Below are 26288 nucleotides of genomic sequence, written 5' to 3' on the forward strand. Positions count from 1 at the left end.
AACGCCCGCCCGCCCGTCGGTTGGATGATTTCAGCGGACGAGCAGGGCGCCATTGGCGATCATCGCGTCGATGCCGCGCTCGCCTACTCGATGCGGACGAGCACGCTATCGGTCGAGCCCTTCGCGTCCATGACCGACACGCGGGCGAAGCCTGCGCCGTCGGGCGTCCAACTCGCTTGCCGGCGTAAGTCGGGCGCGCCGATCGGCGCGCCATTGACGATCCATGTCAAAGGCGGCGCGCCGCCCTCCGCCTTCAATGCGAGGCGGACGTCTTGCGCGGAGGCTTCAGGTCCGCGCCGGGCCAGCCCCAGATCCACCCGCGCTCCGTCCGGCGGGAAAGCGATGCGCAATTGCGGTATCGAGCTCGCAGCCGAGGTTTTGGGCGCATCCTTTCGCAAATGTCGCAGGGGCGGTGGCAATTGAGCGGACCGCGCGATGAGCGCGCCGGGCGGCGCGGGCTGGACTTCATGCGCGCCGCCGAGCCTGGCGAAGGCGTCGAAAAGGATCGGCGCAGCGACCTGCCGGCCGATCAGCCCTGGCACGGCGCCATTGTCCGGGCGTCCAACCCAGACCGCGATTGTATGGGCCTTGTCGAAGCCGACCGCGAAGGCGTCGCGATAGCCATAGGACGTCCCCGTCTTATAGGCGATGCGACCAGCCGGCGCGTTCAAGGGCGGCGGCGCGCCGCGCAAAATGTCGGCGACATACCAGCTCGCGACCGGCTCGCTGATGCGGCGGATCTCCGCGGGAGCCCCGGCGCCGCGCGGCGCGGTTTCCGTTAGGGACGGGGCGCCGCCGCCGCGCGCGAGCCCCGCATAAAGCATGGCGAGATCGCGCAGTTTGATTCCAACGCCGCCCAGGCCGACCGCGAGCCCAGGCGCGGCTTCGGCCGAGAGAGCGATCTCCGCGCCGGCATTGCGCAGCCGCGCGAGGAAGCGCGCCGGTCCGATTTCGGCCAGCAGCTCGATGGCGGGCAGATTCAACGACATTTGCAACGCGCGCCGTGCGGTGACGGCGCCTTGAAACGAAAGGTCGAAATTTTCCGGCGCATAGGAGCCGTAGCGCCTGGGCCGATCCTCGAGAATCGTCTCGGGATGGGCGATCCCGCTCTCGAAGGCGAGGGCGTAGATGAAGGGTTTCAAGGCAGAGCCGGGGGAGCGGATCGCCTCGGTCATATCGATCGCCCCCGCGCGCTCTTGCGAGAAATAATCCGCGGCGCCGACATGGGCGCGGATCTCGCCGCTGCGATTGTCCACCACGAGAATCGCAGCAGAGACCTTCGGCCCGAGGGTCGGAACGCTTTGCTGCGCCAAGGCTTCGAGCGAGGCCTGCAACTTGGCGTCGAGCGTCAGCCGATGGATGCGCCGCTCAGGCGCGCGCAGGAGCGCCGCCTCGGCTGCATGGGGGGCGAGGAACGGAAAGGGCTTTCGCGCCTCGGGAACGGGCTCGCGCGCGGCGGCGTCCCTCTCGGCGCGGGTGATGAGGCCGCGTTGGAAAACCCGGTCGAGGACGTGGTTGCGCGCGGCGCGGGCGGCGATTGGAAAGCGGTCCGGCCGGCGGGTCTCCGGCGATTGCGGCAGGGCGGCGAGCAAAGCCGCCTCGGCGATGGAGAGCCGCTTCGGCTCATGGCCAAAATAGGCCAAGCTCGCCGCCCGCGCGCCCTCGATATTTCCGCCATAAGGCGCAAGCGTGAGGTAGAGGTCGACGACGCCGGCTTTGCCGATCCGTTCTTCGATCTCAAGGGCGCGGACCATCTGGGCGAGCTTCGCGGAGACGGATTTTTCCGCGCGGGGCTCGAGCAGGCGGGCGACCTGCATGGTCAGCGTCGAGCCCCCGGACACGATTCGCCCGTGATCGACAAGCTGCGCGGCGGCGCGGCCGAGCGCGAGAAAATCCACGCCCCGATGATCCGCGAAACGGCGATCCTCATAGGCGATCAACGTGGCGAGGAATCGCGGATCGACGTCGCGCGCGGCGACCGGCAGGCGCCAGCGGCCGTCCTCGGTCGTGAAGGCCCGAAGCAGGCGCCCGCCGCGATCGACGATGATCGTCGAGCCGCGCGCGGCCGCCGCGAGGTCGAGGGGCCTGAACGAGCGGACATAGTTGAGCCATGCGCCTGGAATGGCGAGGCCGAGGACCGCCAGGACGAGTGCGAGGACGGCGAAGCGCCGGTCGGACGTCACGGGGCGCTTCTCATTTGCGTTCGCCGATGTCGATCGCCCCGAACGCCGTTCGGCCGAATCGCTCTGGGCGATACATGTCCTCGATCGTGGCGGGGGGCAGGGCGTAATGGCCCGGCGTCACCGCGCGCACGATATAGGCGAGGCTGAAGGTCGCTTTCTCATGGCCGTCGCGGGCGAAGGCGGCGACGAAACGATCGTCGCGATATTCCACATGCGCGGGGTCGACGGATTTCTTGAGCCAGGCGAGCGCATCGGTCGAGCCGCCCTCGAAAAGCTCGGGATTGTCGATCTCGAGCCCTGCCGGCAGCCGATCGACGAGAAGCAGCCGGGCGAAAGCTGCTTCATATTCGGTGACGGTCAAGGCGACGACGAAGCGATCGTTCTGCTTGATCATGGCGGCGTCGAGCTTCTCGCCAGCTAAAGTGTAATAAGCGCGCTCGATCTGGTAGCCCTGCTGCGCCGAAGGCTCTGGGGTCATCGGGCGGCCGGAGGTCGTCACGGTGATGCGCGCAGGCGCCTGTCCGGCATTGCCGATCGCGATGGGATTTTTATCGAGCGCGGCGGCGCGCCAGCTTCGGTATAGGGGGCCTTTTTGCGGGGCTCCGTCGAGCGTGATCGCCGCATTTTGCGCCTCGTTGGCGAGCGCCTCGGCGGCGAGGATCATGAAGGCGTTTTCCTGCGTGTTCGTGATCGCCGTCTTCGCCCGTGCGTCCTCCACGACTCTGGAGGCGCGCAAGATTTCCGCCGCCGGCATGGAGGCCTCAACCGCGAGCGCGAGAAGGCCTGCGCCGTCGCGCAAGCGCGAGCCATAATCAGCGCTCGAATAAAGCGGATTGCCGATCGCGCTCAAGCGATCGGCGGCTTTGGCGAAAACCGTCGCAGCGCGGACGCGGTCGCCGAGCAGCGCGAGCGCCGCGCCGATCTGCGCCCGGGCGAGCGGACTCTCGAACTGGTCGATCTTCGTGTCGGCGAGATAGCGCAGATCTCCCATCACCGGTCGCCCATTGCGGGCGAGGACATAGGCGCCGTAGGCGACGGAGGCGCCTTGCGCGGCGTCGAAATTATCGGCGTTGGCTACGAGATTGCGCAGCCGCTCGAGCGCCAAATCGAGCCGTCTTTGCGGGACGTTGAAATTAGTCTCACGCGCGCGCGTGAGAAAATCGGTGACGAAGGCGTGCAGCCACATATCATCGGCGTTGTCCGCCGACCAGAGGCCAAAGGCGCCGCTCGAATCCTGTCGCGTCAACACGCGCTCGATCGCGTCGCGGACGCGCCCGTCGGCGTCGGGATCGAGGCCGAGCGCCTCGGCCTTCGCAAGCTTATTGACGTAAAGGAGCGGCAAGGCGCGGCTGACGAGTTGCTCGGTGCAGCCATAGGGATAGCGGTCGAGCGCCTGCAACAGAGCCGGGACGTCGACGCCGGCGAGCGAGGAAACAGCGACCGAAACCGCGCCGGTTCCGGGAATGAAATCAGCGAAGAGATCATTCGAGATCGCGAGGCTCGCGCCCGGCGCGAGCGTCCTTACCGTGCGGCGATAAAGCTCGGACGTTCCAGGAAGGACGTTAAAGGCGAGTCTCTGCGGCCCGTCGAAATCCGGGCCGGTCAGCTTGAGGTCGATCTCGGCCGGGCCGATCCCCGTAGCGGCCACAGGGATCGTCACCACTTTGCGCGCTCCGGCGTCGAGCCTGATCTTGCGATGAGAGGCTTCCGTCGATGAGGACAGCCCGCCGCGTAGATCGAGGTCGAGAACATAATCACCCGCCTTGCCTTCCACATTGTCGATCTGCACATGGATCTGCGAGCGATCGCCGAGGGAGAGAAAGCGCGGCGCCGTCGCTTGCGCGACGACTGGATCGCGGACGACGACGTCGGCCTGCGAGGCGCCGACCTTGGTCTTGGTCCAGGCCGTCGCCATGAGGCGCACGGTTCCGTTGAAGGCAGGCAGGTCGAAGGTCACCTTGGCGCGGCCGTCCGGTCCGACCTTGACGACTCCGGAGAAGAGCGCAAGCGGCTCTTGCGTCGGACGCTCGGAGCTGAGATCCGCGCCGCCATCTCCGCCGGAGCGGATCGCTCCGCGCGTGCCCTGCATGCCGTCGATCAGCAAGCCATAGAGGTCGCGAATCTCGGCCCCGAGCTGGCGCTGGCCGAAGAAATAGGCGCTTGGATCCGGGGCCTCGTAATGGGTCAGGTTGAGGATTCCGACGTCGACCGCCGCGACCGTTATCCGCGCTTCCTCGTTCGGGCTGAGGCCCCTGATCTCGACGGGGATCGTGAGCAGCCCGCGGGGGCGCGCCTTTGTCGGCGCGTCGAGCTTGACGTCGATCTTGCGCGCCTCCGCGTCGATTGAGAACCAGGCGAGGCCGATGGCGCGCCCCGGCATGCGATTGGCGGCTTTGTCGAGAGGCCGATGGGCGAGGACCACCACATAGGCGCCGGCGCCCCAGTCGGCGGACACCGGAATCGATTTCGACGTATCGCCTTCGCCGAGATCGAAAGTTCTTATTTCGCGCAGCGCATCGCTGACGATCGCGACGGTCGCCTTGCCGGCGAAGCGTGAGGCGATCCGCAGACGCAGGTCCTCGCCGGGCTTGTAATTCGCCTTGTCGATCGAGACGTCGAGGAGGTCGGGCGTTTGCGCGCTCGCCTCGCCGGACCAGCCGCTTTCGAAACTAAGGCTGGTCGGCGCGTCGGAGCCATTGTCGCTCGCGAGGTCCAGCCTGTATTGGCCGAGGCCGACGATCGCCGAAATCTTGGCAGGCGCGTCGAGGCCCACATCGATCGTTCCATTGGCGACGCGCTTCGATGATTTGACGCGCTCGAAGCCCCATCGTCCATCGGAGCGATACCATTGATAATCGTTGCTGATTCGATAGAGCGACCAGGCGACGCCTTTGCGTGCGGCTCGGGCGCCGGTTGGACCGACGGCGATCACGTCGAAGGTCGCCGCGGCGCCGTCGCTCAGATTGGTGAAATTCTTCTTGACCCCGATCAGGCCGCCCTTTGGCAGGATGGGCAGGGAGACCGAGCGCTCGATCGCGCGTCCGCCGGGCTCGCCGGCGCGCAGGATAATCTTGGCTTCAAGTGGGCGCGAGGCGTCAACCTCGGGGATGGGCGCGAGGATTTTCGCCGCGCCTTTGGCGTCGGTCTCGAAGCTCTCCTCGATGTCGTTGCTGACCTTCTCGAAATCCTGGTCCTGAAGGCCGGCGACATAGCCTTTGAGCGCGGGCAGGCTCGCGTCTTCGGCAGGACGGATCTCGACCGAACCGGCAATCTCGAGATCGGCGCCCAGGGCGCCATAGAGATAGCGGGCCGAAGCGTCGATCTCGACGGGTTCTCCGGCGCGCGCCGCGCTCGCCTTCGGCTGAAGCGTGAATTCCAGACGCTCGGGAACGTAATTCTCGACCAGAAAACTCGTCCGCCCGACGGGTTCGGCCTTGGGATCGACGAAAGCCTCGATGCGCCATGTTCCCGTGGCGATCCCTGAGAGCAGGGGCAAGGCGAAGGCGCGGCCGCCTTCGCCTTGATCCTCGATCTGTACGCGCTTGTATTCGACCCCGTCAGGCCGCTTTACCACAAGGGTCAGCGGCAGGCCGGCGCGGGCCACGCCCTTGACGTCGCGCAGCAACGCCGTGACGAAGACCGTCTCGCCGGAGCGGTAGACGCCGCGCTCGGCGAAAACCAAAGCGTCGAGCGTCGCCGGCTCGGCGCGGCCTTTGACGCCGCGGTCCGTGAGATCGAACGCCGTCTGCTGGAGATCGAGGAATCCATAGTCTCCCTTGCCGTCTTCGGCGACGACAAGGCCAGGCGCCTGGCCCCCGTTCCCACGCGAAAGTCCCGGATCGAAGTGGACGCGCCCGGCGGAGTCGGCGCTCGCCTCTGAGAGTATTTCATTGTCGCGCGCGATCAGCCGAACCTTGGTTCCTGGCAGCGGCGCGGCGCTCGCCAAGGAGCGAATGAAGACGTGGACGCCGTCCCTGGCGCTGAAAGCCGTAAGGCCGAGGTCCGACACGATGAACCATTGCGTCGCGGTGGTGTCTCCGATGTCCTCGTCGCTTGCAATTGGTTGTCCATCCGCGGGTTTCGCGACCATCACATAGACGCCAGGCTCAAGTCGGCCTACGGCTTCGAGCACGGGAAAAGCCGTGACGACGTCGCGATTGAGCTCCGGCGCCGCATCGAGCGTCCCTGACCAGATCTTCGCGCCGTCCTTCTCGATATATTGCTTGATCTGGTAGGAAGAGAGCTGCCCTAGGAAATCCTGAGAGCGAACCGTTGGCAGAAGATTGCGGTCGCCGATCCGGACGATGTCGACGGCGATCTTCTGGGTGTTGACGGAGACGACAGGCACGCCCTCCTGCCCGACGCGAGGCAAGACGTAATTCTTGCCGGTGAAGTGAACCTGTGGCGATCGGTCCCGGACGTAGATCTCGTAGTCGGCCGTCCGCAAAAGCGTTTCTCCGACCGAGGAGGGCAGACCCTCCCGCAGCGCGATCTTGTAAGTCTCGCCGTGTTTCAATCCTTCGACGCAAAGCTGCTGATCTTCGGTCGAGATCGCGCCATTCGCGGCTCCGGCGACGGATACATAAGGCCCGAAATCCGCCCGGCCGCGGGCCAAAGCCTCAGAAAATTGGAAGCAGATTCGCGGAGCGGCCGACTCATTATCGACCTTATAGTCGAGGATGCGGAACCCATGCTTTTCGCGTTCGTCCTGATAAATCTTGCGCACCGCGGCGACGTCGGCGAGGTCGAGGCTTGCGCGATAGGCGTTGAGCGAGAGCCGCCACAGTTCTCGTTTCGCGTAGGCTTCTCCGAGCCAGGCGAGGGCGGCGGCTTGATCCGGCTTGGCGCTTGCGCGTTCATAGGCGAGATAGGCCGCCGCCGCGCCATTTTGCTGAAGCGCGTAGCTGTCGCCGCTTGCTGCGGCGCGGGAATCTTCTGAAGCGGCGATCGCCGCACGGGAATAGGCGAGCCAGGCTGCGGCGTCTTTCGGATTGGCTGCGACGATAGCGCCGAGGGGGGCAAGAGCGTCTTGGAAATTTCCGCGCGACGTGGCCTGGAGCGCCTCTTTGCGCAATTGCGCCAAGGACCGGCCGGAAAGAGCGCTCCCGGCTTTGCTGATTTGGTCCTCGAGCCGAATCGCGGCGCTGGCGAGTTCGTCGTTCGTAAATTTATTTTGCGCCAGCGCGGGAGAAAGCAAAAAGCAAAGCGCCAGGCCCAAAGCAAAAAAGATCGTCCTCATCAAATGCCCCTTCCGCGCCTCATCGGAGGCGTAAATAAATGAGAATCTAAAAAAGCGACGCGTTGAAGAATGAACTATCGGTTGAAGGCTGTGAGGTTCTCACGCACGCATTGGAATAAGCCGCCTTGTGAAGACGCGCCCCTTGCGATTTTGCATTTAGCGTCCATCGAAAGCTTCTATTTCAGCGCGCGCGCGTTCGGCGAGGCTGCGAAGGTCCTTGTCCGAGAGCGGCCCGGCGATGGCGTAGCGCGCGCCCATCTGTCGCCAGTCGATTGCGCCGCCGGGAAAGCGGCCGACCTGATGAAAGGCTGAGGCGGTCGCGTCATTGATCTTCTCTGCGCATAGGACGACCGTCGCCTCCGCCTGCTTCGCGTAGAAAAAACAATACATTCGGTCGAATTCGCTGGGCGCGGCCCGCGCGCCGATGAGCCGCAGCCCGGTTTCCGCGAAATTTGGCAGGACGAGCGCAGTTTCGCCTTTGCCTAGTCCGCCGCCTTGCGCCGGGGAGGCCGTCGCGGGCGACAAGGACTGCAAGGCCGCGACCGTCCGACCGATGAAAATCGCGTCGGATTCGCCGCGCGCCGGCGGATGTTCGACCGTAAGACGCGGCGGCTCCGGCCCGTCGAGATGATCAACGATCAGCGCAGCGCTCAAAGCGAAGATGATCCCTCCGAAAAAGGCCGCGAGCAGGAGGAGAAATTGCCGAAGGCGCCCCCTTGCTTGCGGCGCCGGGTCGCGTTCGGTTTTGCCGCCGCCAGAAAAGCGACCGGGCTCAGAAATGATCTTGCAGGAAAAGCGCTTTTCGCTTTCGGGCGGCGCGAGCAGGAGCGAGTCCGGCGGCGCTTCCGTCTCGACGCGAGCGAAGGCCGCGCGAATCGTCTCGTTCTGACGGCGCCAGGATTCGACGCGCGCCGCGTCCGCCGGAGAACTCGCCAGAAAACGAAGGACGAAATCGCGACGGCGGGGCTCGAGTTCGCCATCGACCAAACCGTGCAGGTCTTCATCGGTGACGGGGGGAGGAGCGCCGATCAAGTCCCGTCGCTTTCTATTTGACGAGCCGCAAATGGGACGGACGGGTTTTGGCGGTTTGCGGCGCATCGGCGCAGAGCGCTGCGCTCAGAGCTTCGCGCGCCCGCGCCAGCCGCGCGCGAAGAATAGGGCGTGAAATCTTCAGGACGCGCGCCGCGTGCGCATGGGAGAGCCCTTCGAGCGCAACGAGAAGCAGCGCCTCCTTTTCGTCGAGGCGCAATGCGGCGAGCGCGCTGGACGGCAGATCCTGCGGCGCGCAGACGCTTTGCACTTTTCCCATCGTCCGGGCGCCGCCCGGATAGGACGGCGCGGACTCGATGGCGCGCGCGCCGAGCGAGGCGGAACGCAGCGACTCGCGGTGTATGTCTGTGACAAGCGAATAAAGATAGAGCGCGGCGTCGTCGCGAGGACCGGGAATGCCGCAATCGAGTGCGCGCCGCAACGCGGCGCCCACAAATTCATCGGCGAGGGCGCTCGGCCCCGGACGCCCGCTTACAAGGGCTCGCGCATAGCGGCGCAGCCGCGGCGCGCTCTGGTTCAGATCATCCCGCAAACTCACTGTCGCGCTCCGTCGTCGGCGCTTGTCGCCAGTTTTTGCGCGGTCATGGCCAAGATCCACATCTTAACGCACGTCCTGGCCGCCGCACGGCCAGGACGCAATTTCGCCGAATTCGAACGTCGCGTCCTGGGCATTTCCGCCTGGTTCGCCTTGCGTTAAACACGCGCACCCCTTAAACGCGGCTGAAGCAGTGGCCGTTCCCTTCGAACGCATCCCTAATCTCTGATCCGGACCGAGAATGACGCAACCGGAAATCATCACGCCTGGACTCAAGACTTCCGGCATCCTCGCCGGAAAGCGCGGACTCGTCATGGGCCTCGCCAATAACCGTTCGATCGCCTGGGGGATCGCCAAGGCCGCTCGGGAGGCCGGGGCCGAGCTCGCCTTCACTTATCAGGGCGAGTCGCTCGAAAAGCGGGTGCGACCATTAGCCCAAGAACTCGGCGGGCAGGTCGTCGGCCATTGCGACGTCACCGATGTCGCGAGCCTCGACGCGGTGTTTCGGGAAATCGAACACATCTGGGGCGGGCTCGATTTCGTCGTCCATTGCGTCGCCTTTTCCGACAAGGATCAGTTGACCGGCCGCTATGTCGATACGACGGCTGAGAATTTCAGCAATTCCCTTCTGATATCCTGCTATTCATTCACGGCGGTCGCGCAAAGAGCCGAGAAGCTGATGCCGAACGGCGGCTCCATGCTGACCCTGACCTATTACGGTGCGGAAAAATGGATGCCGCACTATAACGTCATGGGCGTCGCCAAAGCTGCGCTCGAGGCGAGCGTGCGTTACCTCGCCGCTGACCTCGGCGCCCAGAACATTCGAATCAACGCCATTTCGGCGGGGCCGATCAAGACCTTGGCGGCCTCCGGCATCGGCGATTTCCGTTATATTCTCAAATGGAACGAATATAACGCGCCGCTGCGCCGCTCGGTGACCATCGAGGAGGTCGGCGAGAGCGCGGCTTTTCTTCTTTCGCCGATGTCGCGCGGCATCACTGGCGAGATATTGCATGTCGACGCCGGATATCATGTGGTCGGCATGAAGAATCCAGCTGCTCCCGATATCGCCGTGCTGGGCAAGGAGTAGCCGCGCCGGATCTGACTTTTCAGAGGCGGCTTTCGACCGGGCGCTGCGCTGACGAAGCATTCATTGGCCATTCAGTTGAGATCGCGATAATGAGCTCGGCTTGAAGGTCCGCCTTTCGAGGTGCAGTCTGACGAGGCTTTAAAGCGGGGCTGGCTTGATCTGTTGCGAAAATGCCGCAACGGCGAATTTTTCGATCAATTCGCTTCTATATTAGCAGTGTTTGGGCCGTCCGAGCAGCATTGGCTGGTTGGAAAAGCTAGATTGCGGACGCAGAGCGTCCGGCGTTACCGGCCGGCGACTGGAATTTCTTAATTTCGCAGCGATATCCAGGCAATATCGATTGAGATTTCCGCTGGCTCCGCATTGGATTTGAAAATGCAGCATCGTATAGCGACCGCCAAGACAGCGCTGGCGAGCGACGGCGGCTTCGTCGCCGCCCATGAGGCGGTATTGCGCGGTCCGGAGCAGTTGGATCTGATTCGCGACGAGCTTCTCTGTGAGATATTCGCCGCGACGGTCGCAATGAGGCCGTCCGCAATCGCCATGGCGACGCAGTTCGGGAAGTTCACCTATGCCGAAATCGACGCGAAAGCCGAAGCGCTCGCCCGCGGGCTTGTCCGGCAGGGACTGCGGCCGGGTCGCGTCGCCGGACTCTGGATGGCGCGCGGCCATGAGCTGCTGATCGCGCAGATCGCCATCGCCAAGACGGGCGCAGCCTGGCTTCCTTTCGACGCCGACGCGCCGGTCGAGCGAATCGCCGTTTGCCTCGACGACGCCGAGGCCATTGGCATCCTCACCTCTCCGGCTTGCGCGGCAAAGCTCGGCGAGCTGGCCCCGTGCCCGGCCTGGACCGAGCAGGATCTCCTTGACGGCTCGGACGAGACGAAAGTCGACGCGCGCGCCTTGGGCGCGCGGCCGGAGGACCCCGCCTATCTGATCTACACCTCAGGATCTACGGGGACGCCGAAGGGGATCGCGATTTCCGGGCGCAATATTTGCCATTATCTGCGCGCGGCCAATGAAATTTTCCAAATCCGCGACAGCGACATGGTTTTCCAGGGCGCCTCCGTGGCCTTCGACCTGTCCATGGAGGAGATTTGGCTGCCTTATCTCGCGGGCGCCTCGCTTTTCGTCGCGACCCCGGACATTATAGGCGAGGCCGAGAAGCTTCCCGATGTGCTCGAAGCCAATGGCGTCACAGTGCTCGACACCGTGCCGACGCTGCTCGCGCTCATGCCGCGCGACGTCTCGACCTTGCGTCTCATCATTTTGGGCGGCGAGGCCTGTCCTCCTTCGATCGCCAATCGGTGGTGCGCGCCCGGCCGAAAAATCTACAATTCCTACGGGCCGACGGAGACGACCGTCGTCGCGACGATCGGCGAAGTGCGCCCGGGCGCGAAAGTCACGATCGGGCGGCCGATCCCAAACTACAGCTGCTATGTGGTCGACGAGCGTTTGTCCCTGGTCGGACCGGATGTCGAAGGCGAGCTTTTGATCGGCGGCCCCGGCGTGGCCAAAGGCTATTTGCGCCGCGACCAGCTGAGCGCGGAAAAATTCATCGTCAATCCGTTTTTGAACGCCGGCGCGGGACCTGACGCTCTCGACCCGATCCTTTATCGGTCCGGCGACGCGGTTTCGATGGATGACGACCGCGATCTCGTCTTCCATGGCCGCATCGACGATCAAGTCAAGATTCGCGGCTTTCGCGTCGAGCTCGGCGAGATCGAGGCGAAACTCGCCGATCTTCCGAGCGTCGGCCAAGCCGCCGTGGTGCTGCGCCAGGACGACGGGCTCGAGCATCTCGTCGGCTTCGTCGTCCCTCTTCCGGGCGCCACGCTCGACGCGCGCGCTTTGCGCAGCGAGCTGCGCGCGAGCCTGCCGGCTTATATGGTGCCCGCTCGGTTCGAGCTGGCGGAAAGCCTGCCGCGACTATCCTCCGGCAAGGTGGACCGCAAGAGCCTGAAGCTCGTCGCCTTGACCACAAGCGACGAAAGCGAAGCTCAAGAACAACCGCAAACCGAGACCGAGGCGGCGCTCCTCGCCGCAGCGAAACGTGCGCTCCCGCCACAAGCGATTCCGCTAGACGCCGATTTCTTCACCGATCTCGGCGGCCATTCGCTGCTCGCCGCGCGTTTCATCTCCTTCGTGCGGGAGACGCCCGCGCTGGCCCGCGTCACTTTGCAGGACGTCTATGCCGCGCGTTCGATCCGCGCCCTCGGCGAGCTGCTCGACCGCAAATGGGGAAGCGGAACGGCGGAAGTGGATTTGTCTTTCGCGCCGCCGCCTTTCCTGCGGCGCTTTCTGTGCGGCCTTGCTCAGGCCGTCGCTCTGCCGGTCATATTGGCTCTCATGACCGCGCAATGGCTCGGAGTCTTCGTCAGCTACATGCTGCTGACGAGCGCCGACGCGAGCTTCGGCGAAGAGGTGATCTCGCTCATCGGCGTCTATATGTGCATCAATGTCGTGACGGTCGCGATCGCCATCGCCGCGAAATGGATCGTGATCGGGCGGTTCAAGCCGGGCCGTTACCCTTTATGGGGCGTCTATTACTACCGTTGGTGGCTGGCGAAGCGCTTTATCAGCCTCGTCCATATCAAATGGTTCCAGGGCTCGCCCTTCATCCGCTTTTATCTCAGAGCCCTTGGCGCCAAGGTCGGCAAGGACGCAATGCTTGGCGAGATCGAGGCCGGAGCCGTCGATCTGATCACGATCGGCGAGGGCGCGAGCCTCGGCTCTATCGCCAATTTGTGCAATGCGCGCGTCGAGGGCGCTGAACTCGTCATCGGTCCGATAGAGATCGGCGCGCACGCCTATCTCGGCTCCTCCTGCGTGCTCGAGGAGGATGTCGTCATCGGCGAGGGCGCCGAGCTCGGCGACCTGACGTCGATCAGCTCCGGCGGACGGGTTGGCGCATGGGAGTCCTGGGACGGCTCGCCAGGGCGCGAGGTGGGCGTCGTCGATCGCGCCGCCCTCGACGAGCCCTCAAGGGCCTCGTGGGTGCGCCGCTTCGCCATGGGCGTAATTTACGGTCTGCTCCTGCTGGCGCTTCCGCCGCTCGGGCTCATGCCTATTTTCCCCGCCTTCTGGGTGTTCGATAAGATCGACGATATGATCGGCGTCGCCGACATCGACCGCACCCTTTATCTGCTCTCGATCCCGGTCATGGCCTGGCCGACGGCCTTTGTGATGGTTCTCGTCACCGTCGGCTTCATCGCGGCGATCCGCTGGGTGGTGCTGCCGCAGGTGCGGGCCGGGACATACTCAGTGCATTCCTGGTTCTACCTGCGTAAATGGTGCGTCGCCCTCGCGACCGAGATCACGCTGGAGACGCTGTCTTCGCTTTACGCCACGGTTTACATGCGCGCCTGGTATCGCTTGATGGGCGCTAAGATCGGCAAGGATGCGGAGATCTCGACCAATTTGTCAGGACGCTATGATCTCGTCGACATCGGCGAAAAATGCTTTATCGCCGACGAGGTCGTGCTCGGCGACGAGGAAATCCGCAACGGCTGGATGTATCTTGAAAGCGTCAAGACCGGTCCGCGCGTCTTCGTCGGCAATAGCGCGGTGGTGCCGACGGGCGCCGTGATCCCGGCGAATGCGCTAATCGGAATCAAATCCAAGCCGCCGGCGAACGAGCTGATGAGCGAGGGCGATACATGGTTCGGCTCGCCGCCGATCAAGCTGCCGGTTCGTCAGACCTTCGACGTCGGCGGCGCCAATTGGACCTATGAAGCGCCGCGCTGGAAGAAGATCGCGCGCGGCTGTTTCGAGGCGGTGACGATTTCCCTGCCGACCATGCTCTTCATTACATTCGGCACTTGGGCCGTCGAATGGTTTGGCTCGAGCGTATTGGAAGGTAGATATCTGGAGCTGATCACGCATTTCACGATCGCCTCGGTCGCAATATGCGTCGCGCTCGCGCTTGTGGTCATCGGCCTCAAATGGCTGACCATGGGACGCTACGAGCCTTTGGTCCGGCCTTTGTGGTCCTGGTGGGCGATGCGGACGGAGGCGGTCGCCGTTATATATTGGGGCATGGCCGGCAAGGTCTTGCTCGACCATTTGCGCGGGACGCCTTTTCTCCCCTGGACCATGCGCTTGTTCGGCGCGAAAGTCGGGCGCGGCGTTTTTATGAATATGACCGACATCACCGAATTCGACTGCGTGACCGTCGGCGATTACGCCGCCCTCAACGAGCTTTGCGCCTTGCAGACCCATCTTTATGAAGATCGCGTCATGAAGGTCGGAAGAGTGAACGTGGGCAAGGGCGTGACCGTCGGCGCCGGATCGACAGTTCTTTATGATACGCGGGTATTGGAATACGCGCGGCTTGGGCCCCTGACCTTGGTCATGAAGGGCGAGCAAATCCCCCCAAGTTCCGAATGGGTCGGAGCCCCCGCCGAGCCGAAGTTGGCACCGCCGGAGGTCGCTCGAAAGGCCGCCGCTTGACGCTTTGCGCCGGGAAAGAACTCGAGCGCATATGGTAAAGGTCCGCGCGCCGTTGTCCGTGCGGTCACCCGCGCGCGCATTTCCTTGGCCGATCGATTTCCTCGCGCAGCCGTGTGAACACATCCCGGAACATGCCGGGCGTCAGCACGCCGGTATTGGTGTTGTAGCGAGAGCAATGATAGCTGTCGAAGAGGGTGAGATCTTTTGACGGGCCGCCCGGCAAGATATGTTCGGCGCCATGCGCGAAGGGGAAGCCCGACAGTTTCAAGCCCAAGGCGCGCAGAGCGGAATCATGGGCTATGCGGCCCAACGCGAGGATGGCGCGGAGGTCCGGCAGCGTAGCGATCGTTGCAGAGAGAAATGGACGACAGGCGTTGATTTCTTGTGGCGTCGGCTTGTTCTGCGGCGGCACGCAGCGCACCGCATTTGTGATCGCGGCGCCGATCAAGCGTAAGCCATCGTCGGCATGCGCCCGATAGACGCCTTTGGCGAAGCCGAAATCGATCAAGGTTTCATAAAGAAGGTCGCCGGCGAAATCCCCGGTGAACGGCCGACCGGTGCGATTGGCGCCGCGGAGACCAGGCGCCAAGCCTATGATGAGCAGGCGCGCATTCGGAACCAGGAAGTTCAGAACCGGCGCATTGTGCCAGTCCGGCTCCTTGGCTTGGCTGGAGGCTCGGAACGAAGCGAGTCGCGGACATATTAGGCAGTCCGCTTCAGGCTCGGATTTGTTTCCTGTCGGCGCAACCACTTTCGCGTCGAACGCCTGCTTCACTCCAGCCGATCGTCGACGAGTTCCGGATCGAATTGTCCGTTCTGCACCGTGGAGCGACGATCTTGCCCTCTGGGGGATCGTTCGGGACGATCGGAAGCGTCGCGGCCGATCTTGGCGGCGAGATGGACGATATCGATGAATTCGTCGGCTTGACGGCGAAGCTCATCAGCGACCATCGCCGGCTGCGTGGTGTTGGTCGAGACGACCGAGACGCGGACGCCTTTGCGCTGAATGGCCTCGACGAGCGAACGAAAATCACCATCGCCGGAGAAAAGCACGACATGATCGAGATGCTCGGCCATTTCCATGGCGTCGACGGCGAGTTCGATATCCATATTTCCCTTGACCTTGCGGCGGCCCAGGGAATCCACGAATTCTTTCGTCGGCTTGGTCACGACCGAATAGCCATTATAATCCAGCCAATCCACGAGCGGGCGAATTGACGAATATTCTTGATCCTCAACCAACGCAGTATAGTAAAATGCGCGAATCAGTTTTCCCCTCGACTGAAACTCTTTCAGTAGCCGCTTATAGTCAATATCGAAGCCGAGGGATTTCGCGGTCGCATATAAATTGGCGCCGTCAATGAAAAGCGCAATTCGCTCTTGGTCTGCCATAAACGTTTCTCTTCAGCATGCACGTTTGTTGCTCTATCTTGCTTGTCATATGACCTCATTCGCAAGGAGCGAGAACAAAAAACTCCCTGGTCATTTTGATATTTGCGCGCCTGCGCAAAACCCAGCGCTTTCGCTTGGTCAAAGGACGGCTGCTGGCCTCTGCCCATCCTGAACGTTCCGCAGCCGAGGAACGCTCCCGACCGGGGCCAAAATTGGCCAGCGCAACGCTATGGAGCGGCGCATAAGCGCAGGATTCTCGTATCAGCTGCATCTAGCCGTCGCCACAATTAAATATAATAAAGAATATGAAATGCAAATGTGGCGATCATGAGTTTGTGAATTTAAAAGGCGAAAGGTCGAGAAAACCGTCCAGATGACGTACCGCTTAAGTGACGGATTGCAAAACGCTCGCGAAGCTCGATCTCCGCGGGCGGCGGCCTTTGTTGGCCGTTTTATCTTGCAAGCGCAAGCTCTTCGAGGCTAAATCAAAAATAATCCAAATGAGCGTCACGAGCAAGGAGCGAGCGCAGCATGGCCCGCGTCACCGTTGAAGATTGCGTCGACAAAGTCGAAAATCGTTTCGAACTGGTTCTGATCGCGGCGCATCGCGCCCGGATGATCGCCGCCGGCAGCCCGATCACGGTTGACCGCGACAATGACAAGAATCCGGTCGTCTCCCTTCGCGAAATCGCCGATTCGACCCTGATGCCCGAGGACCTGAAGGAGGATTTCATCCAGTCCCTTCAAAAGCATGTGGAAGTCGACGAGCCCGAAGCGGAGGCCGTGCCGGCTTTGGCCTCGGTCTCGGAAGAGGCGCGTTCCGACTCTTTGGGGGACGTCCAATTCGACAGAATGACCGAAGAGGATCTGCTGCGCGGACTCGAGGGCCTTGTGCCTCCGGCCGAGACGGAAGACGAAGGCGACTGAGGTCTTTGTCTTGGCCCGGCCCGCATTTCGCCGGGCTGGTCCGACGGCGTGAGGCGTCGGCGAAGGCTCGTCAGACAATCGGGCCTCGGACGGCGGCCTTACGTCGCTTTGCGCATTTTTAGCGGCGCCGCGGCTGCGTTCCCTCAGTCTGGCGGCTGCGGGAGCCGGGCGACGCAGGCGGGTCAATCAAAGTCATGATGCGGCAATATGAGCTCGTCGATCGCGTGCGGCGCTATAATCCGCAAGCCGACGAAGTGTCGCTCAATCGGGCCTATGTCTACGCTATGAAGGCGCATGGCGCGCAAAAACGCGCTTCCGGCGACCCCTATTTTTCGCATCCGCTCGAGGTCGCCGCGATTCTGACCGACATGAAGCTCGACGACGCCACGATCGTCGCCGCGGTCCTGCACGACACGATCGAGGACACCGATTCGACCCGCGAGGAGATCGATCGCCTCTTCGGCAGCGATATCGGCCGCTTGGTCGACGGGCTGACCAAGCTGAAAAAGCTCGACCTCGTGTCGAAGCGCGCGGCTCAGGCGGAGAATTTTCGCAAGCTTCTCCTCGCTGTCGCGGAAGACGTGCGCGTGCTGCTCGTCAAGCTCGCCGACCGCTTGCACAACATGCGCACGCTCCATTTCGTCAGCCCTGACAAGCGGGCGCGGATCGCGGAGGAAACGCTCGACATTTATGCGCCTCTCGCCGGGCGCATGGGCATGCAGCGGATGCGCGACGAGCTCGAGGATCTGGCCTTTCGCCACCTCATGCCCGACGCTTATGCGATGATTGCTGCGAGGCTCGAGGAACTGCGCAAGAAAAACGGAAAAATCATCGTCAAGATCGAGAAGGAGCTGGCCGAAGAGTTCGCCGCGCGCGGGATCGACGCTAAGGTCGAGGGGCGCGAAAAGCAGCCCTATTCGGTCTGGTGCAAGATGGAGCGCAAATCCATCGCCTTCGAGCAGCTCTCCGACATTTTCGGATTTCGCGTCATCGTGCCGAGCATCGAGGATTGCTATCGGGTCATCGGCGTCGTCCACACAAAATGGGCCGTCGTGCCGGGCCGTTTCAAAGACTATGTCTCGACGCCGAAGCAGAACGACTATCAGTCGATTCATACGACGGTCGTCGGACCCGGCCGGCAGCGCGTTGAGCTTCAGGTGCGCACCGTCGCGATGGAGGATATCGCCCGAAACGGCATCGCCGCCCATGCGCTCTATAAGGATGGACGCGTCGCCGACCGCGAGACTTTGACCAATGAAAGCCGGGCCTATCAATGGTTGCGGCGGACGATCTCTCTGCTCGCAGAAGGCGATACGCCTGAGGAGTTTCTCGAACACACCAAGCTCGAGCTGTTCCACGACCAGGTGTTTTGCTTCACGCCGAAAGGGCGGTTAATCGCTCTGCCGCGCGGCGCGACGCCGATCGATTTCGCCTATGCGGTGCATACCGACGTGGGCAATTCAGCGGTCGGCGCCAAGATCAACGGCCGTCATGCGCCGCTCTTGTCTGAATTGCAAAATGGCGACGAGGTCGAGATCGCGCGGGCCGAAGGACAGACGCCCCCGGCCGTCTGGGAGACGTTGGTCATGACCGGCAAGGCCCGCTCGGCGATCAGGCGCGCCACCCGCGACGCTGTGCGGGCGCAATATGCCGGGCTCGGACGCCAGATCGTGACCCGGGCCTTTGAGCGGGCCGGCAGGCCCTATACCGAGGACAAGCTGAAGAGCGTGCTCTCGCGCCTCGCCCGCGCGAGCGTCGACGACGTGCTCGCTGCGGTCGGCCGAGGCGAAATGTTTTCCGGCGATGTTGTCAAGGCGGTCTATCCGGAATTCACGGATGAGAAAAAAGCAATCGCGCCACGGGCGCGCGGCGAGGCCGGCTGGTTCGGCCTGAAAAAAGCAGCGAGCCTCGTCTTTAAATTTCCAGGCGAGGCGAGCGACGAGCAAAACCGGAAGTCTATCCCGATCCGCGGCATTCAGGGCGATCTGCCGGTTCGTTTCGCGCCAAACGGAGGCGCTGTTCCCGGCGATCGCATCGTCGGCATTCTCACGCCGGGCGAGGGAATCACGATCTATCCGATTCAGTCCCCCGATCTTACCGCCTTCGACGAGCAACCCGAACGCTGGCTCGACGTGCGTTGGGACATCGAGGAGGGGCGGCAGGATTTTTTTTCGGCGCGAATCGCCATAACGGCAATTAATGAGCCGGGCTCCTTAGGCGTCATCGCGACGGTGATCGGCGATCATTCCGCCAATATCGACAATATCGTGATCAAGCCGCTCAGCGCCGATTTTCGCGAAATGATCATTGACCTCGAGGTCAATGATCTAAAGCATTTGAACGCCATCATCTCGCATTTGCGGACGCGGACGGTCGTCAGCAAGGTCGATCGGGTGAATGGCTGATCGATCCAGATGATCGCGACAAAGTCGCCGCTTCAGGGAGTCGTCAGGCCTGATAGGGACGCCGTGCATATCGTCCCCGCTTGGATCGGCGTGGGAACAATATCGATAAATGCCCGCGGCTGGCTCCCAGCCCGCGAATAGAGCTCTGCCGGCGAACCGGCAGTCACGACGCCGCCGACGCTTGTCTGATTCGTGGTCTGGATCTGATAGGTGACCTCGATCGTGGAGTTCGGTGGAAAGGTTACGACTTGAAAGGCCTGAAGCAGGAAGGCCGTCCCGGTGCTTCCACACTTCGCAGAAACATATTGTATGTGCAGCGACTGTCCCCCGTTGAGCGCGGGGAAATTGCATTGGAGCCGATTGGCGCTGATCGGCGAGCAGGCCGCCAATACCCCGAAAGGCGTGTCGGCGGCTGCGGCGGGCTCAACGGTTAAGACGGCGAGGAAACCCGAGGCGATCGCAAAACTGGCGATAGCGAAATTGGAGCCCGAGCGACGAGCGCGCGTAATTCTGATCATTGAAACAATCCCCGTAAATTAAAAAAAATTGATCAATAGTCCGCCCACGCAAAATCGACGATGCCTGGCGAAGGTTCCGTCAATTCGTGGTCGCTTTCTCGGCAGTTTCAAAATGCAAAGCGATAGCGCGCGGCGAGGGCTAATTCCGGTCAGCCGGTTTCGACATAATCGATAGGCGATTAGGCTTCGGGATTTGATGTTGCGCGCGGGCCGAAGCTTGGCGCGCACGCCGTCGCCGCACCTATGACGGCAGGCGGCCGCGATCTCGTTAAAGACTTGAGAATATCGCTCTCTCTGAAACGCCTTCGACTCAGCGCGTTCAGGCAGATTCTACTCGGAGCGAATATCGTCATGAGCAGGGCGATCCCTGCCGCCGAAGAGGCAGCGCGTCGAAGGGCGCTTAACCTCGAGACCTACGCCCGAACGCTAATTCGGTTGCTATAATATGATATGGTGGAGCCACGCGGAATCGAACCGCGGACCTCTTCAATGCCATTGAAGCGCTCTCCCAACTGAGCTATGACCCCGCTGAAAATTAACCATTTTCGACGTCCGTTTGGGTCGGACGCCGCTGCAAAATCCCGCGATCGGGAAGAGATGAGGCGGCTGTATAGCCCCAACCGCGGCGCTTCACAAGCTAAACGTCAACGTTCCTCGTCGTCGTCGTGAACGTCGTCGATAAGGTCGCCGACATCGTCGCTATCCTCTTCCTCTTCTTCCAAAAACGTATCGTCCGCGACCTCGATCTCGACGTCTTCATCCCCTTCCACGACGATCTTATCGTCCACCGCGTCCGCGTCCTCAAGGGAGATGACGTCGGCTCCAACGACGGCTTCGGCATCTTCGTCATCAGCGACGGCGGCGTGATGGACGGCGCGCGACAGCGCTGTGGCCTGAAACACCGTGCCGCATTTCGGGCATGTGATGGGATTTCTGTTGAGATCGAAAAATCGCGCGCCGCAATGTTGGCATTGATGCTTATTGCCGAGCTCTGGTTTCGCCACCGATTTACCTCTTGAACTGACATGGCGCCCGAGCGCAGGCCGCCGTTGCAGAACCGTGGGCGTCCGGTTAGTGATGCGAGACGCGCCTGTCAAATGGAACTTGCGACAAACGCCGCCTCAGATGACAGAACGTCGGCTGTCGTGTTACCAGCGCTGCGGAGAAGCGGCGCGAACTCCGGGGCATCAGCTTGTCTTTATCTCATTTCCCGTCCGAAGCCGCCTTGCTTGAGGCTGCGCCGAATAGGCTCGCCGCGCAGGCCTCGGGCCCCCTGCGCGGCCGGCTGAAACCGCCGGGGGACAAATCGATCTCCCACCGCGCTCTGATTCTCGGCCTGCTTTCTGTCGGCGAAACCCTGATCGATGGCCTGCTCGAGGGCGACGACGTCTTGCGCACCGCCGCCGCCTGCCGGGCGCTTGGGGCCGAAGTCGTCCGTCTAGGCGAGGGGCGTTGGCGCGTCAGCGGCTGCGGGATCGGCTCCCTGCTTGCGCCGCGCGAGCCGCTTGATTTCGGCAATTCCGGAACCGGCGCCCGCCTGATGATGGGCGTCGTCGGCGGCCATGCGATCACCGCGTGCTTCGACGGCGACGCCTCCCTGCGCAAACGTCCAATGCGGCGGATTCTCGATCCGCTCGTCCAGATGGGCGCCGAGGTCTTGTCGGAAGCCGAGGGCGGGCGTTGCCCGATCCTGCTCAAGGGCGCGAGCGAGCCTGTTCCGATCCTCTATGAGACGCCGGTCGCCTCGGCGCAGATCAAATCTGCGGTGCTCCTAGCGGGACTGAATTCGCCGGGCCGCACGACGGTCGTCGAGACCGAGGCGAGCCGCGACCATACCGAAAAAATGCTGGCGCATTTCGGCGCGACGATCAGCGTCGAGCCATTCGGGACGCATGGCCGCAAGATCAGCCTCGAAGGCCGACCGGAGCTGCGGCCAGCGCCGCTGAGCGTTCCGGCGGACCCTTCCTCCGCGGCCTTTCCCATGGTCGCTGCGACAATCGCGCCGGGCTCGGACATCGTCATCGAGGGCGTGATGACCAATCCCTTGCGGGCGGGCCTGCTCGCGACCCTGCTTGAAATGGGCGCCGACATCGAGATCCTCGATCGTCGGATCGAAGGTGGGGAGGAGGTCGCGGATTTGCGCGTCCGCGCGGCGGCGCTCAAGGGCGTCGACGTGCCTGCAGCGCGCGCGCCCTCCATGATCGACGAATATCCGATCCTCGCTGTCGCCGCGGCTTTCGCGAGCGGACTGACTCGTTTGCGCGGGCTCCATGAACTGCGGGTCAAGGAATCCGATCGGTTGGCGGCCGTGGCGGCTGGCTTGCGCGAAGCCGGCGTCGCGACGCAAATTATCGGCGACGATCTCATCGTCGAGGGCCGGGGCGGCGAGGTCGAAGGCGGCGGCTCGGTCGAAACCCATCTCGACCATCGCATTGCAATGAGCTTTCTTTGCCTCGGCCTTGCTTCGCGACAGCCGATGGCGATCGATGATTCGCGCATGATTGCGACGAGCTTTCCAACCTTCAAGGCCGACATGGAGCGGCTCGGGGCGCGTTTCGCATGATCATAGCCATTGATGGTCCGGCGGCATCCGGCAAAGGCACGCTCGCGCGCCGCCTGGCCGGTTGCCTCAATCTCCCGCATCTCGACACGGGCCTTTTGTACAGGGCGACCGCGCGCGCGCTCCTCGATCAAGGCCAGGATCTGTCCGATCGCATAGCGGCGGTCGCGGCCGCGCGCGGTCTCGCGCTCACGGATTTCGATGAGGATGCCTTGCGCGGGCCGCGCATGGGCGACGCAGCCTCGATCGTCGGGTCGATTCCAGAGGTGCGCGCGGCTTTGATCGAAACCCAGCGCGACTTCGCCCGCCGTCCGGGCGGAGCGGTCCTTGATGGGCGCGACATCGGGACGGTCATTTGCCCAGGCGCGGAGGTCAAAATATTCGTGACCGCAAGCCCGGAGGCGCGGGCGACGCGACGCGCCTTAGAGCTGAAAGGGCGCGGCGAAAAAATCGATTTCGCAGCGGTGCTCGATGATATTCGTCGGCGCGACGCGCGCGACAGAGACCGGGCCGCCGCGCCGCTGAAAGTCGCTGACGACGCCGTCCTGCTGGATACGACGAAGCTCGACGTCGAGGCGGCGTATAAGGCGGCTCTGGCGATCGTTTTTTCCCACGCCGACCCTGAGACCCTTGTGTCTCAAAGCGCGGGCTGAGCCAAGCCTGCGCGGCGAACCTCTGACGGCCATTGCGCGAGATGATCGAATGATTCGCGGGCGCGTCCCGCAACTGGAAGCGAGACCGCCTGATCGACGTTCCGTTTTGGCGGATCGGTCTGGAGACTCGCCGCAACGGCGACCCATCGTCATGGCCTCCATGCCCGGCAGTCCTGACAAAAGCAACGGCCCTGCGCCTGATCGCGGGCTATACCGCCTCGTCGAGCCGGCGGATGAAGGAACCGCGGCGGCGCGAGCCGACGGCCGGCTTGTTCTGGCCATCGTCGCGGCGTCGTTCCTTATTCATGGCCTTGTTTTTTGGGCGCTGCTCGGCTTCGACCGCGCCCCTGACGCCGTCCCGTCGGCGCGTGAGATCCCCGTCGAACTCTTAGCCGAAGCTGAAACCCAAGGCCGCCCCCGCTCGGATGCTAAAGGGACCGGCGAGCAAAAGCCTCCGGCCGCGACAGCCGCCACGCACGACCAGCGTGGAAGTGAGGCTAAGAAAGCCGAGGATCAGGCCTCGAAAGCCGACGCAGCCCAAGCCAAGCAAGCGGAGACCAAGCCTGTAGAGCCCAAAGCTGCGGAGCCCAAGTCTCCAGAGTCCAAGTCTCCGGAACCCAAGACAGCCGAGACCAAGGTTGCGGAGCCTTCTACGCCGCAAGTCGCAGCCAAAACGGCGGAGGCGCGAAAAGACGCCGAGGCAGAGAAAAAGGTTGCGTCGAAGCCGGCTAAAGCCAGGGGCGGAGCGCAGCAAGCCGGCGCTGCTCTCTCGGACAAACATTCGCTGAAGCCGGCGCCGGGCGCCGCGCCGTCGAGCCCGGCGTCGACTGGAAGGGAACAGGCGGGGCTGGCCTTGCCCTATGATCTCGGGCCGACGATTTTCCGCGCGGTCGCCGTGCCCCTGCCGACGCAGGGCGGCGACGAGGCGATGAGCTATAAGGTCATCGTGTTCGGGATGCTGGAACGGGCGAAGCATTATCCGCAGGCGGCGATTGATCGCCACGCGCGCGGCGTCTCCGTGGTCGGCTTCTCGGTGGACGAGGCCGGGGAGGCGATGAACGTGTCTTTGCTTCGATCGAGCGGGGAAGCGGATCTCGACGAGGAGAGCGTCGCGCTAGTTCGCCGCGCGGCGCCTTTTCCCGCGCCCCCGGCGGGAGCGCAACGCTTTTTCGCGGCGCAAATCGACTTCGGAATAGGAGAAGAAAGAGCCGAGCCGCAGCCGAACAGCCAGTCCAAGCCGCCGGAAGCCGACTCCAATCCGGAATGACATGAAGAAAATGGTCGGAGTGAGAGGATTCGAACCTCCGACCCCCTCGTCCCGAACGAGGTGCGCTACCAGGCTGCGCTACACTCCGACGCGCGGCTGAAATCTTGCTCGGCCGCATCCCGGTAAGCCGCCTTATAGCGGCGCATTCCCGCCTCCGCAAGCGGTTCGGGCGTCCAGCGCGGCTTTATCCATGCTCACGCGCCTTGACGCTCGGCAAAGGGCAGGCGGCGGCGCGAAGTCTCACTGGCGGCCGCGCCGCGCGCTCGAGCATCAGGGCAGGGCCAAAGCGACGAACCGGACCTCGCCTTGAGCATTGGCGACGAGCAGCAGAGCCGATTTCTTGCCGCCGCTTTTCAGCGTCTGCAGCTTCTTATTGACGTCGGATACGTCCTTAACCGCCTCTTGATTGATTTCTTGGATGACGTCGCCGACCTGAATATGTTTTTCGGCCGCACCGGAGTCGGGATCGACGGCCGTCACGACGACGCCCGAACCGATGCTGCTCTTGATCGAGAATTTTTGCCGCAACTCGTCGGAGAGGCCCGAGAACTCCATCCCGAGCGCCTTTTCGACGGCGCTGGCGGCCGGCCCTTTACCCGATTCGCCCCGCTTGACCGCCGCCTTGACCGGCTTCTCATTATCCTCAAGTCGACCGAGCTTGATGGTCTTCACGAGCTCCTTGCCCTGACGCAAGATCACGACCTCGACATCCTTGCCGACCGGCGCGGAAGCCACGATCTTCGGCAAATCGCGGGATTCCTTGATCTCGACGCCGTCGAATTTGACGATCACGTCGCCGGCCTGCAGCCCGGCGGCTTTAGCGGGGCCTTTGTCGTCGGTGCCGGCGACAAGCGCGCCATGCGCCGCGCCGAGATTGAGGCTTTCAGCGATGGTCTCGTCGACATTCTGGATGCGCACGCCGAGCCAGCCGCGGCGCGTCTCTCCGAATTTTTGCAATTGCTCGATGACGGGCATCACAGTGGCTGCTGGCGTGGCGAAGCCGATGCCGATCGATCCGCCGGACGGAGAAAGAATGGCCGTGTTGATGCCGATGACTTCTCCGGCCATGTTGAATAGCGGACCGCCGGAATTGCCTTTGTTTATGGCGGCGTCCGTCTGGAAATAATTATCGTAAGGGCCTGAATCTATATTGCGGTTGCGCGCCGAGATGATGCCCGAGGTCACCGTCCCGCCGAGGCCGAAAGGATTGCCGACCGCGACGACCCAGTCGCCGACCCGCATCTTGTCGCTATCGCCGAATTTGGCGGCCTTCAGCGGCTTGTCCGGCTTGACCTTGAGGACGGCGACATCGACTTTGGCGTCCTTGCCAAGGACTTCGGCCTTCAGTTTCTGCCCGTCGGTGAAGATGACCGTCACCTCGTTAGCGTCTGCGATGACGTGATTATTGGTGATGACGATGCCGGACGGATCGATGACGAAACCAGAGCCAAGGGAGTTCGACTTCCGCTCGCGTTGGCGTGGGCTCGGAGCCTCGCCGCCGCCCTGTTGTTGCCGGCGACGAAAAAATTCCTCGAATAGATCGTCGAAGGGCGTGCCGGGCTCCAATTGCGGCGCCGCTCCCGCGTGCTTTTCGTCGATGGTCTGGGTCGCGGAGATATTGACGACCGTGTCGCTCACCTGATCCGCGAGATCGGCGAGGGAGTCTGGCCCCCGCGCGAAAGCGGAAGACCCAGCGAGAATCGGCAGCGCGCCGACGCCGATGGCGAGCGTCGCGCAGCAGGCGACGGCTCCGGCCATGGCGGCGCGGCGAGATTTCGCGAACAAACCCATAAAGATGATCTCCCTGCGATCGCGCATTGTTAGTTCTGGCGCCATTCGGCGACCTCGGTCGGATGAAACGTCTAGATCGTTACGGAATCGCTCAATTTGAGACGACGCAAGCTTATTCCGATCAAATATCGGTCAATGATTCGGAACGTCGCCGCACCCTGCGGGTCTATGCGTCGAAGCGCCAAGTCGCCAACGCAGCGGAAAGCCGGCTCGCGAGCAGCAAAAC

Annotated in this window: 16 protein-coding genes and 2 tRNA genes; 7 read left to right on the forward strand and 11 right to left on the reverse strand. The window is 63.1% G+C overall.

Features of this window, described 5'->3' with window-relative positions; all coding sequences use genetic code 11:
• Nucleotides 1-83: 83 nt before the first annotated feature.
• The 4 genes from pbpC to METAC_RS22430 all read right to left on the reverse strand — a co-directional run bounded on the left by pbpC (nt 84) and on the right by METAC_RS22430 (nt 9010).
• Nucleotides 84-2183 (reverse strand): penicillin-binding protein 1C, encoded by a 2100-nt coding sequence (gene pbpC, locus METAC_RS0105225; protein WP_026606211.1) that lies wholly within the window; start codon nt 2181-2183, stop codon nt 84-86.
• A 10-nt stretch (nt 2184-2193) separates the two neighbouring features.
• Nucleotides 2194-7422 (reverse strand): alpha-2-macroglobulin family protein, encoded by a 5229-nt coding sequence (locus METAC_RS0105230; protein WP_036255311.1) that lies wholly within the window; start codon nt 7420-7422, stop codon nt 2194-2196.
• Between the two features lie 156 nt (nt 7423-7578).
• Complete coding sequence (locus METAC_RS0105235) at nt 7579-8454, reverse strand: anti-sigma factor family protein (RefSeq protein ID WP_026606213.1); 876 nt, start codon at nt 8452-8454, stop codon at nt 7579-7581.
• Between the two features lie 13 nt (nt 8455-8467).
• Nucleotides 8468-9010, reverse strand: a complete 543-nt coding sequence (locus METAC_RS22430; protein WP_156898119.1) for a sigma factor-like helix-turn-helix DNA-binding protein — start codon at nt 9008-9010, stop codon at nt 8468-8470.
• Nucleotides 9011-9248: 238 nt separating this feature from the next.
• Between METAC_RS22430 and fabI the strand changes: the two genes are divergently transcribed.
• Entirely contained in the window at nt 9249-10097 is an 849-nt protein-coding gene (gene fabI, locus METAC_RS0105250; protein WP_026606214.1) for an enoyl-ACP reductase FabI, read from the forward strand.
• Between the two features lie 375 nt (nt 10098-10472).
• Complete coding sequence (locus tag METAC_RS22435) at nt 10473-14549, forward strand: Pls/PosA family non-ribosomal peptide synthetase (protein WP_084143909.1); 4077 nt, start codon at nt 10473-10475, stop codon at nt 14547-14549.
• Nucleotides 14550-14613: 64 nt separating this feature from the next.
• Here METAC_RS22435 and METAC_RS0105260 read toward each other — a convergent pair whose 3' ends face one another.
• On the reverse strand, nt 14614-15324 hold the full coding sequence (locus METAC_RS0105260) for a uracil-DNA glycosylase (RefSeq protein WP_051335394.1): 711 nt from the start codon (nt 15322-15324) through the stop codon (nt 14614-14616).
• Nucleotides 15321-15941 carry a LabA-like NYN domain-containing protein gene (locus tag METAC_RS0105265; RefSeq protein ID WP_026606216.1) on the reverse strand — a complete coding sequence of 207 codons (621 nt, stop codon included), beginning with the start codon at nt 15939-15941 and terminating at the stop codon, nt 15321-15323. The genes METAC_RS0105260 and METAC_RS0105265 overlap by 4 nt, the downstream gene beginning before the upstream one ends.
• A 531-nt stretch (nt 15942-16472) precedes the next feature.
• Between METAC_RS0105265 and rpoZ the strand changes: the two genes are divergently transcribed.
• A complete protein-coding gene (rpoZ, locus tag METAC_RS0105275; protein WP_026606217.1) occupies nt 16473-16868 on the forward strand; it encodes a DNA-directed RNA polymerase subunit omega in 396 nt (131 codons plus the stop codon).
• Between the two features lie 194 nt (nt 16869-17062).
• The gene (locus METAC_RS0105280) at nt 17063-19273 is read left to right on the forward strand and encodes a RelA/SpoT family protein (RefSeq protein ID WP_026606218.1); all 2211 of its coding nucleotides are present in this window, start codon (nt 17063-17065) and stop codon (nt 19271-19273) included.
• A 32-nt stretch (nt 19274-19305) separates the two neighbouring features.
• Here the strand turns inward: METAC_RS0105280 and METAC_RS0105285 are convergent, their stop codons facing one another.
• The 3 genes from METAC_RS0105285 to METAC_RS0105300 all read right to left on the reverse strand — a co-directional run bounded on the left by METAC_RS0105285 (nt 19306) and on the right by METAC_RS0105300 (nt 20795).
• Nucleotides 19306-19791, reverse strand: a complete 486-nt coding sequence (locus METAC_RS0105285; RefSeq protein ID WP_026606219.1) for a hypothetical protein — start codon at nt 19789-19791, stop codon at nt 19306-19308.
• Between the two features lie 451 nt (nt 19792-20242).
• Nucleotides 20243-20318: transfer RNA gene (locus tag METAC_RS0105295), tRNA-Ala, on the reverse strand.
• Between the two features lie 117 nt (nt 20319-20435).
• On the reverse strand, nt 20436-20795 hold the full coding sequence (locus METAC_RS0105300; protein WP_026606221.1) for a TIGR02300 family protein: 360 nt from the start codon (nt 20793-20795) through the stop codon (nt 20436-20438).
• 188 nt (nt 20796-20983) lie between these two features.
• On the opposite strand from METAC_RS0105300, the gene aroA reads away from it, so the two are divergent.
• From aroA to METAC_RS25115, 3 genes are all read left to right on the forward strand, one after another.
• Entirely contained in the window at nt 20984-22354 is a 1371-nt protein-coding gene (gene aroA / locus METAC_RS0105305; protein WP_425338904.1) for a 3-phosphoshikimate 1-carboxyvinyltransferase, read from the forward strand.
• Entirely contained in the window at nt 22351-23004 is a 654-nt protein-coding gene (gene cmk / locus METAC_RS22440) for a (d)CMP kinase (RefSeq protein WP_036255312.1), read from the forward strand. Before aroA ends, cmk begins: the two co-directional genes overlap by 4 nt.
• Before the next feature lie 151 nt (nt 23005-23155).
• On the forward strand, nt 23156-24271 hold the full coding sequence (locus METAC_RS25115; RefSeq protein ID WP_051335395.1) for a TonB family protein: 1116 nt from the start codon (nt 23156-23158) through the stop codon (nt 24269-24271).
• Nucleotides 24272-24282: 11 nt separating this feature from the next.
• Here METAC_RS25115 and METAC_RS0105320 read toward each other — a convergent pair.
• A tRNA-Pro gene (locus METAC_RS0105320) sits at nt 24283-24359 on the reverse strand.
• A 182-nt stretch (nt 24360-24541) separates the two neighbouring features.
• On the reverse strand, nt 24542-26062 hold the full coding sequence (locus tag METAC_RS0105330) for a Do family serine endopeptidase (protein ID WP_026606223.1): 1521 nt from the start codon (nt 26060-26062) through the stop codon (nt 24542-24544).
• Nucleotides 26063-26288 lie beyond the last annotated feature (226 nt).

The sequence above is a fragment of the Methylocapsa acidiphila B2 genome, assembly GCF_000427445.1.
Lineage (GTDB): Bacteria > Pseudomonadota > Alphaproteobacteria > Rhizobiales > Beijerinckiaceae > Methylocapsa > Methylocapsa acidiphila.

What these genes read in the sequence shown, in the direction of transcription:
- METAC_RS0105230 (WP_036255311.1), bottom strand. Translation starts at nt 7,422, where the DNA reads ATGAGGACGATCTTTTTTGCTTTGGGCCTGGCGCTTTGCTTTTTGCTT.
- fabI (WP_026606214.1), top strand. Translation starts at nt 9,249, where the DNA reads ATGACGCAACCGGAAATCATCACGCCTGGACTCAAGACTTCCGGCATC.
- METAC_RS22435 (WP_084143909.1), top strand. Translation starts at nt 10,473, where the DNA reads ATGCAGCATCGTATAGCGACCGCCAAGACAGCGCTGGCGAGCGACGGC.
- METAC_RS0105265 (WP_026606216.1), bottom strand. Translation starts at nt 15,941, where the DNA reads ATGGCAGACCAAGAGCGAATTGCGCTTTTCATTGACGGCGCCAATTTA.
- rpoZ (WP_026606217.1), top strand. Translation starts at nt 16,473, where the DNA reads ATGGCCCGCGTCACCGTTGAAGATTGCGTCGACAAAGTCGAAAATCGT.
- METAC_RS0105280 (WP_026606218.1), top strand. Translation starts at nt 17,063, where the DNA reads ATGATGCGGCAATATGAGCTCGTCGATCGCGTGCGGCGCTATAATCCG.
- METAC_RS0105285 (WP_026606219.1), bottom strand. Translation starts at nt 19,791, where the DNA reads ATGATCAGAATTACGCGCGCTCGTCGCTCGGGCTCCAATTTCGCTATC.
- cmk (WP_036255312.1), top strand. Translation starts at nt 22,351, where the DNA reads ATGATCATAGCCATTGATGGTCCGGCGGCATCCGGCAAAGGCACGCTC.
- METAC_RS25115 (WP_051335395.1), top strand. Translation starts at nt 23,156, where the DNA reads ATGGCCTCCATGCCCGGCAGTCCTGACAAAAGCAACGGCCCTGCGCCT.
- METAC_RS0105330 (WP_026606223.1), bottom strand. Translation starts at nt 26,062, where the DNA reads ATGGGTTTGTTCGCGAAATCTCGCCGCGCCGCCATGGCCGGAGCCGTC.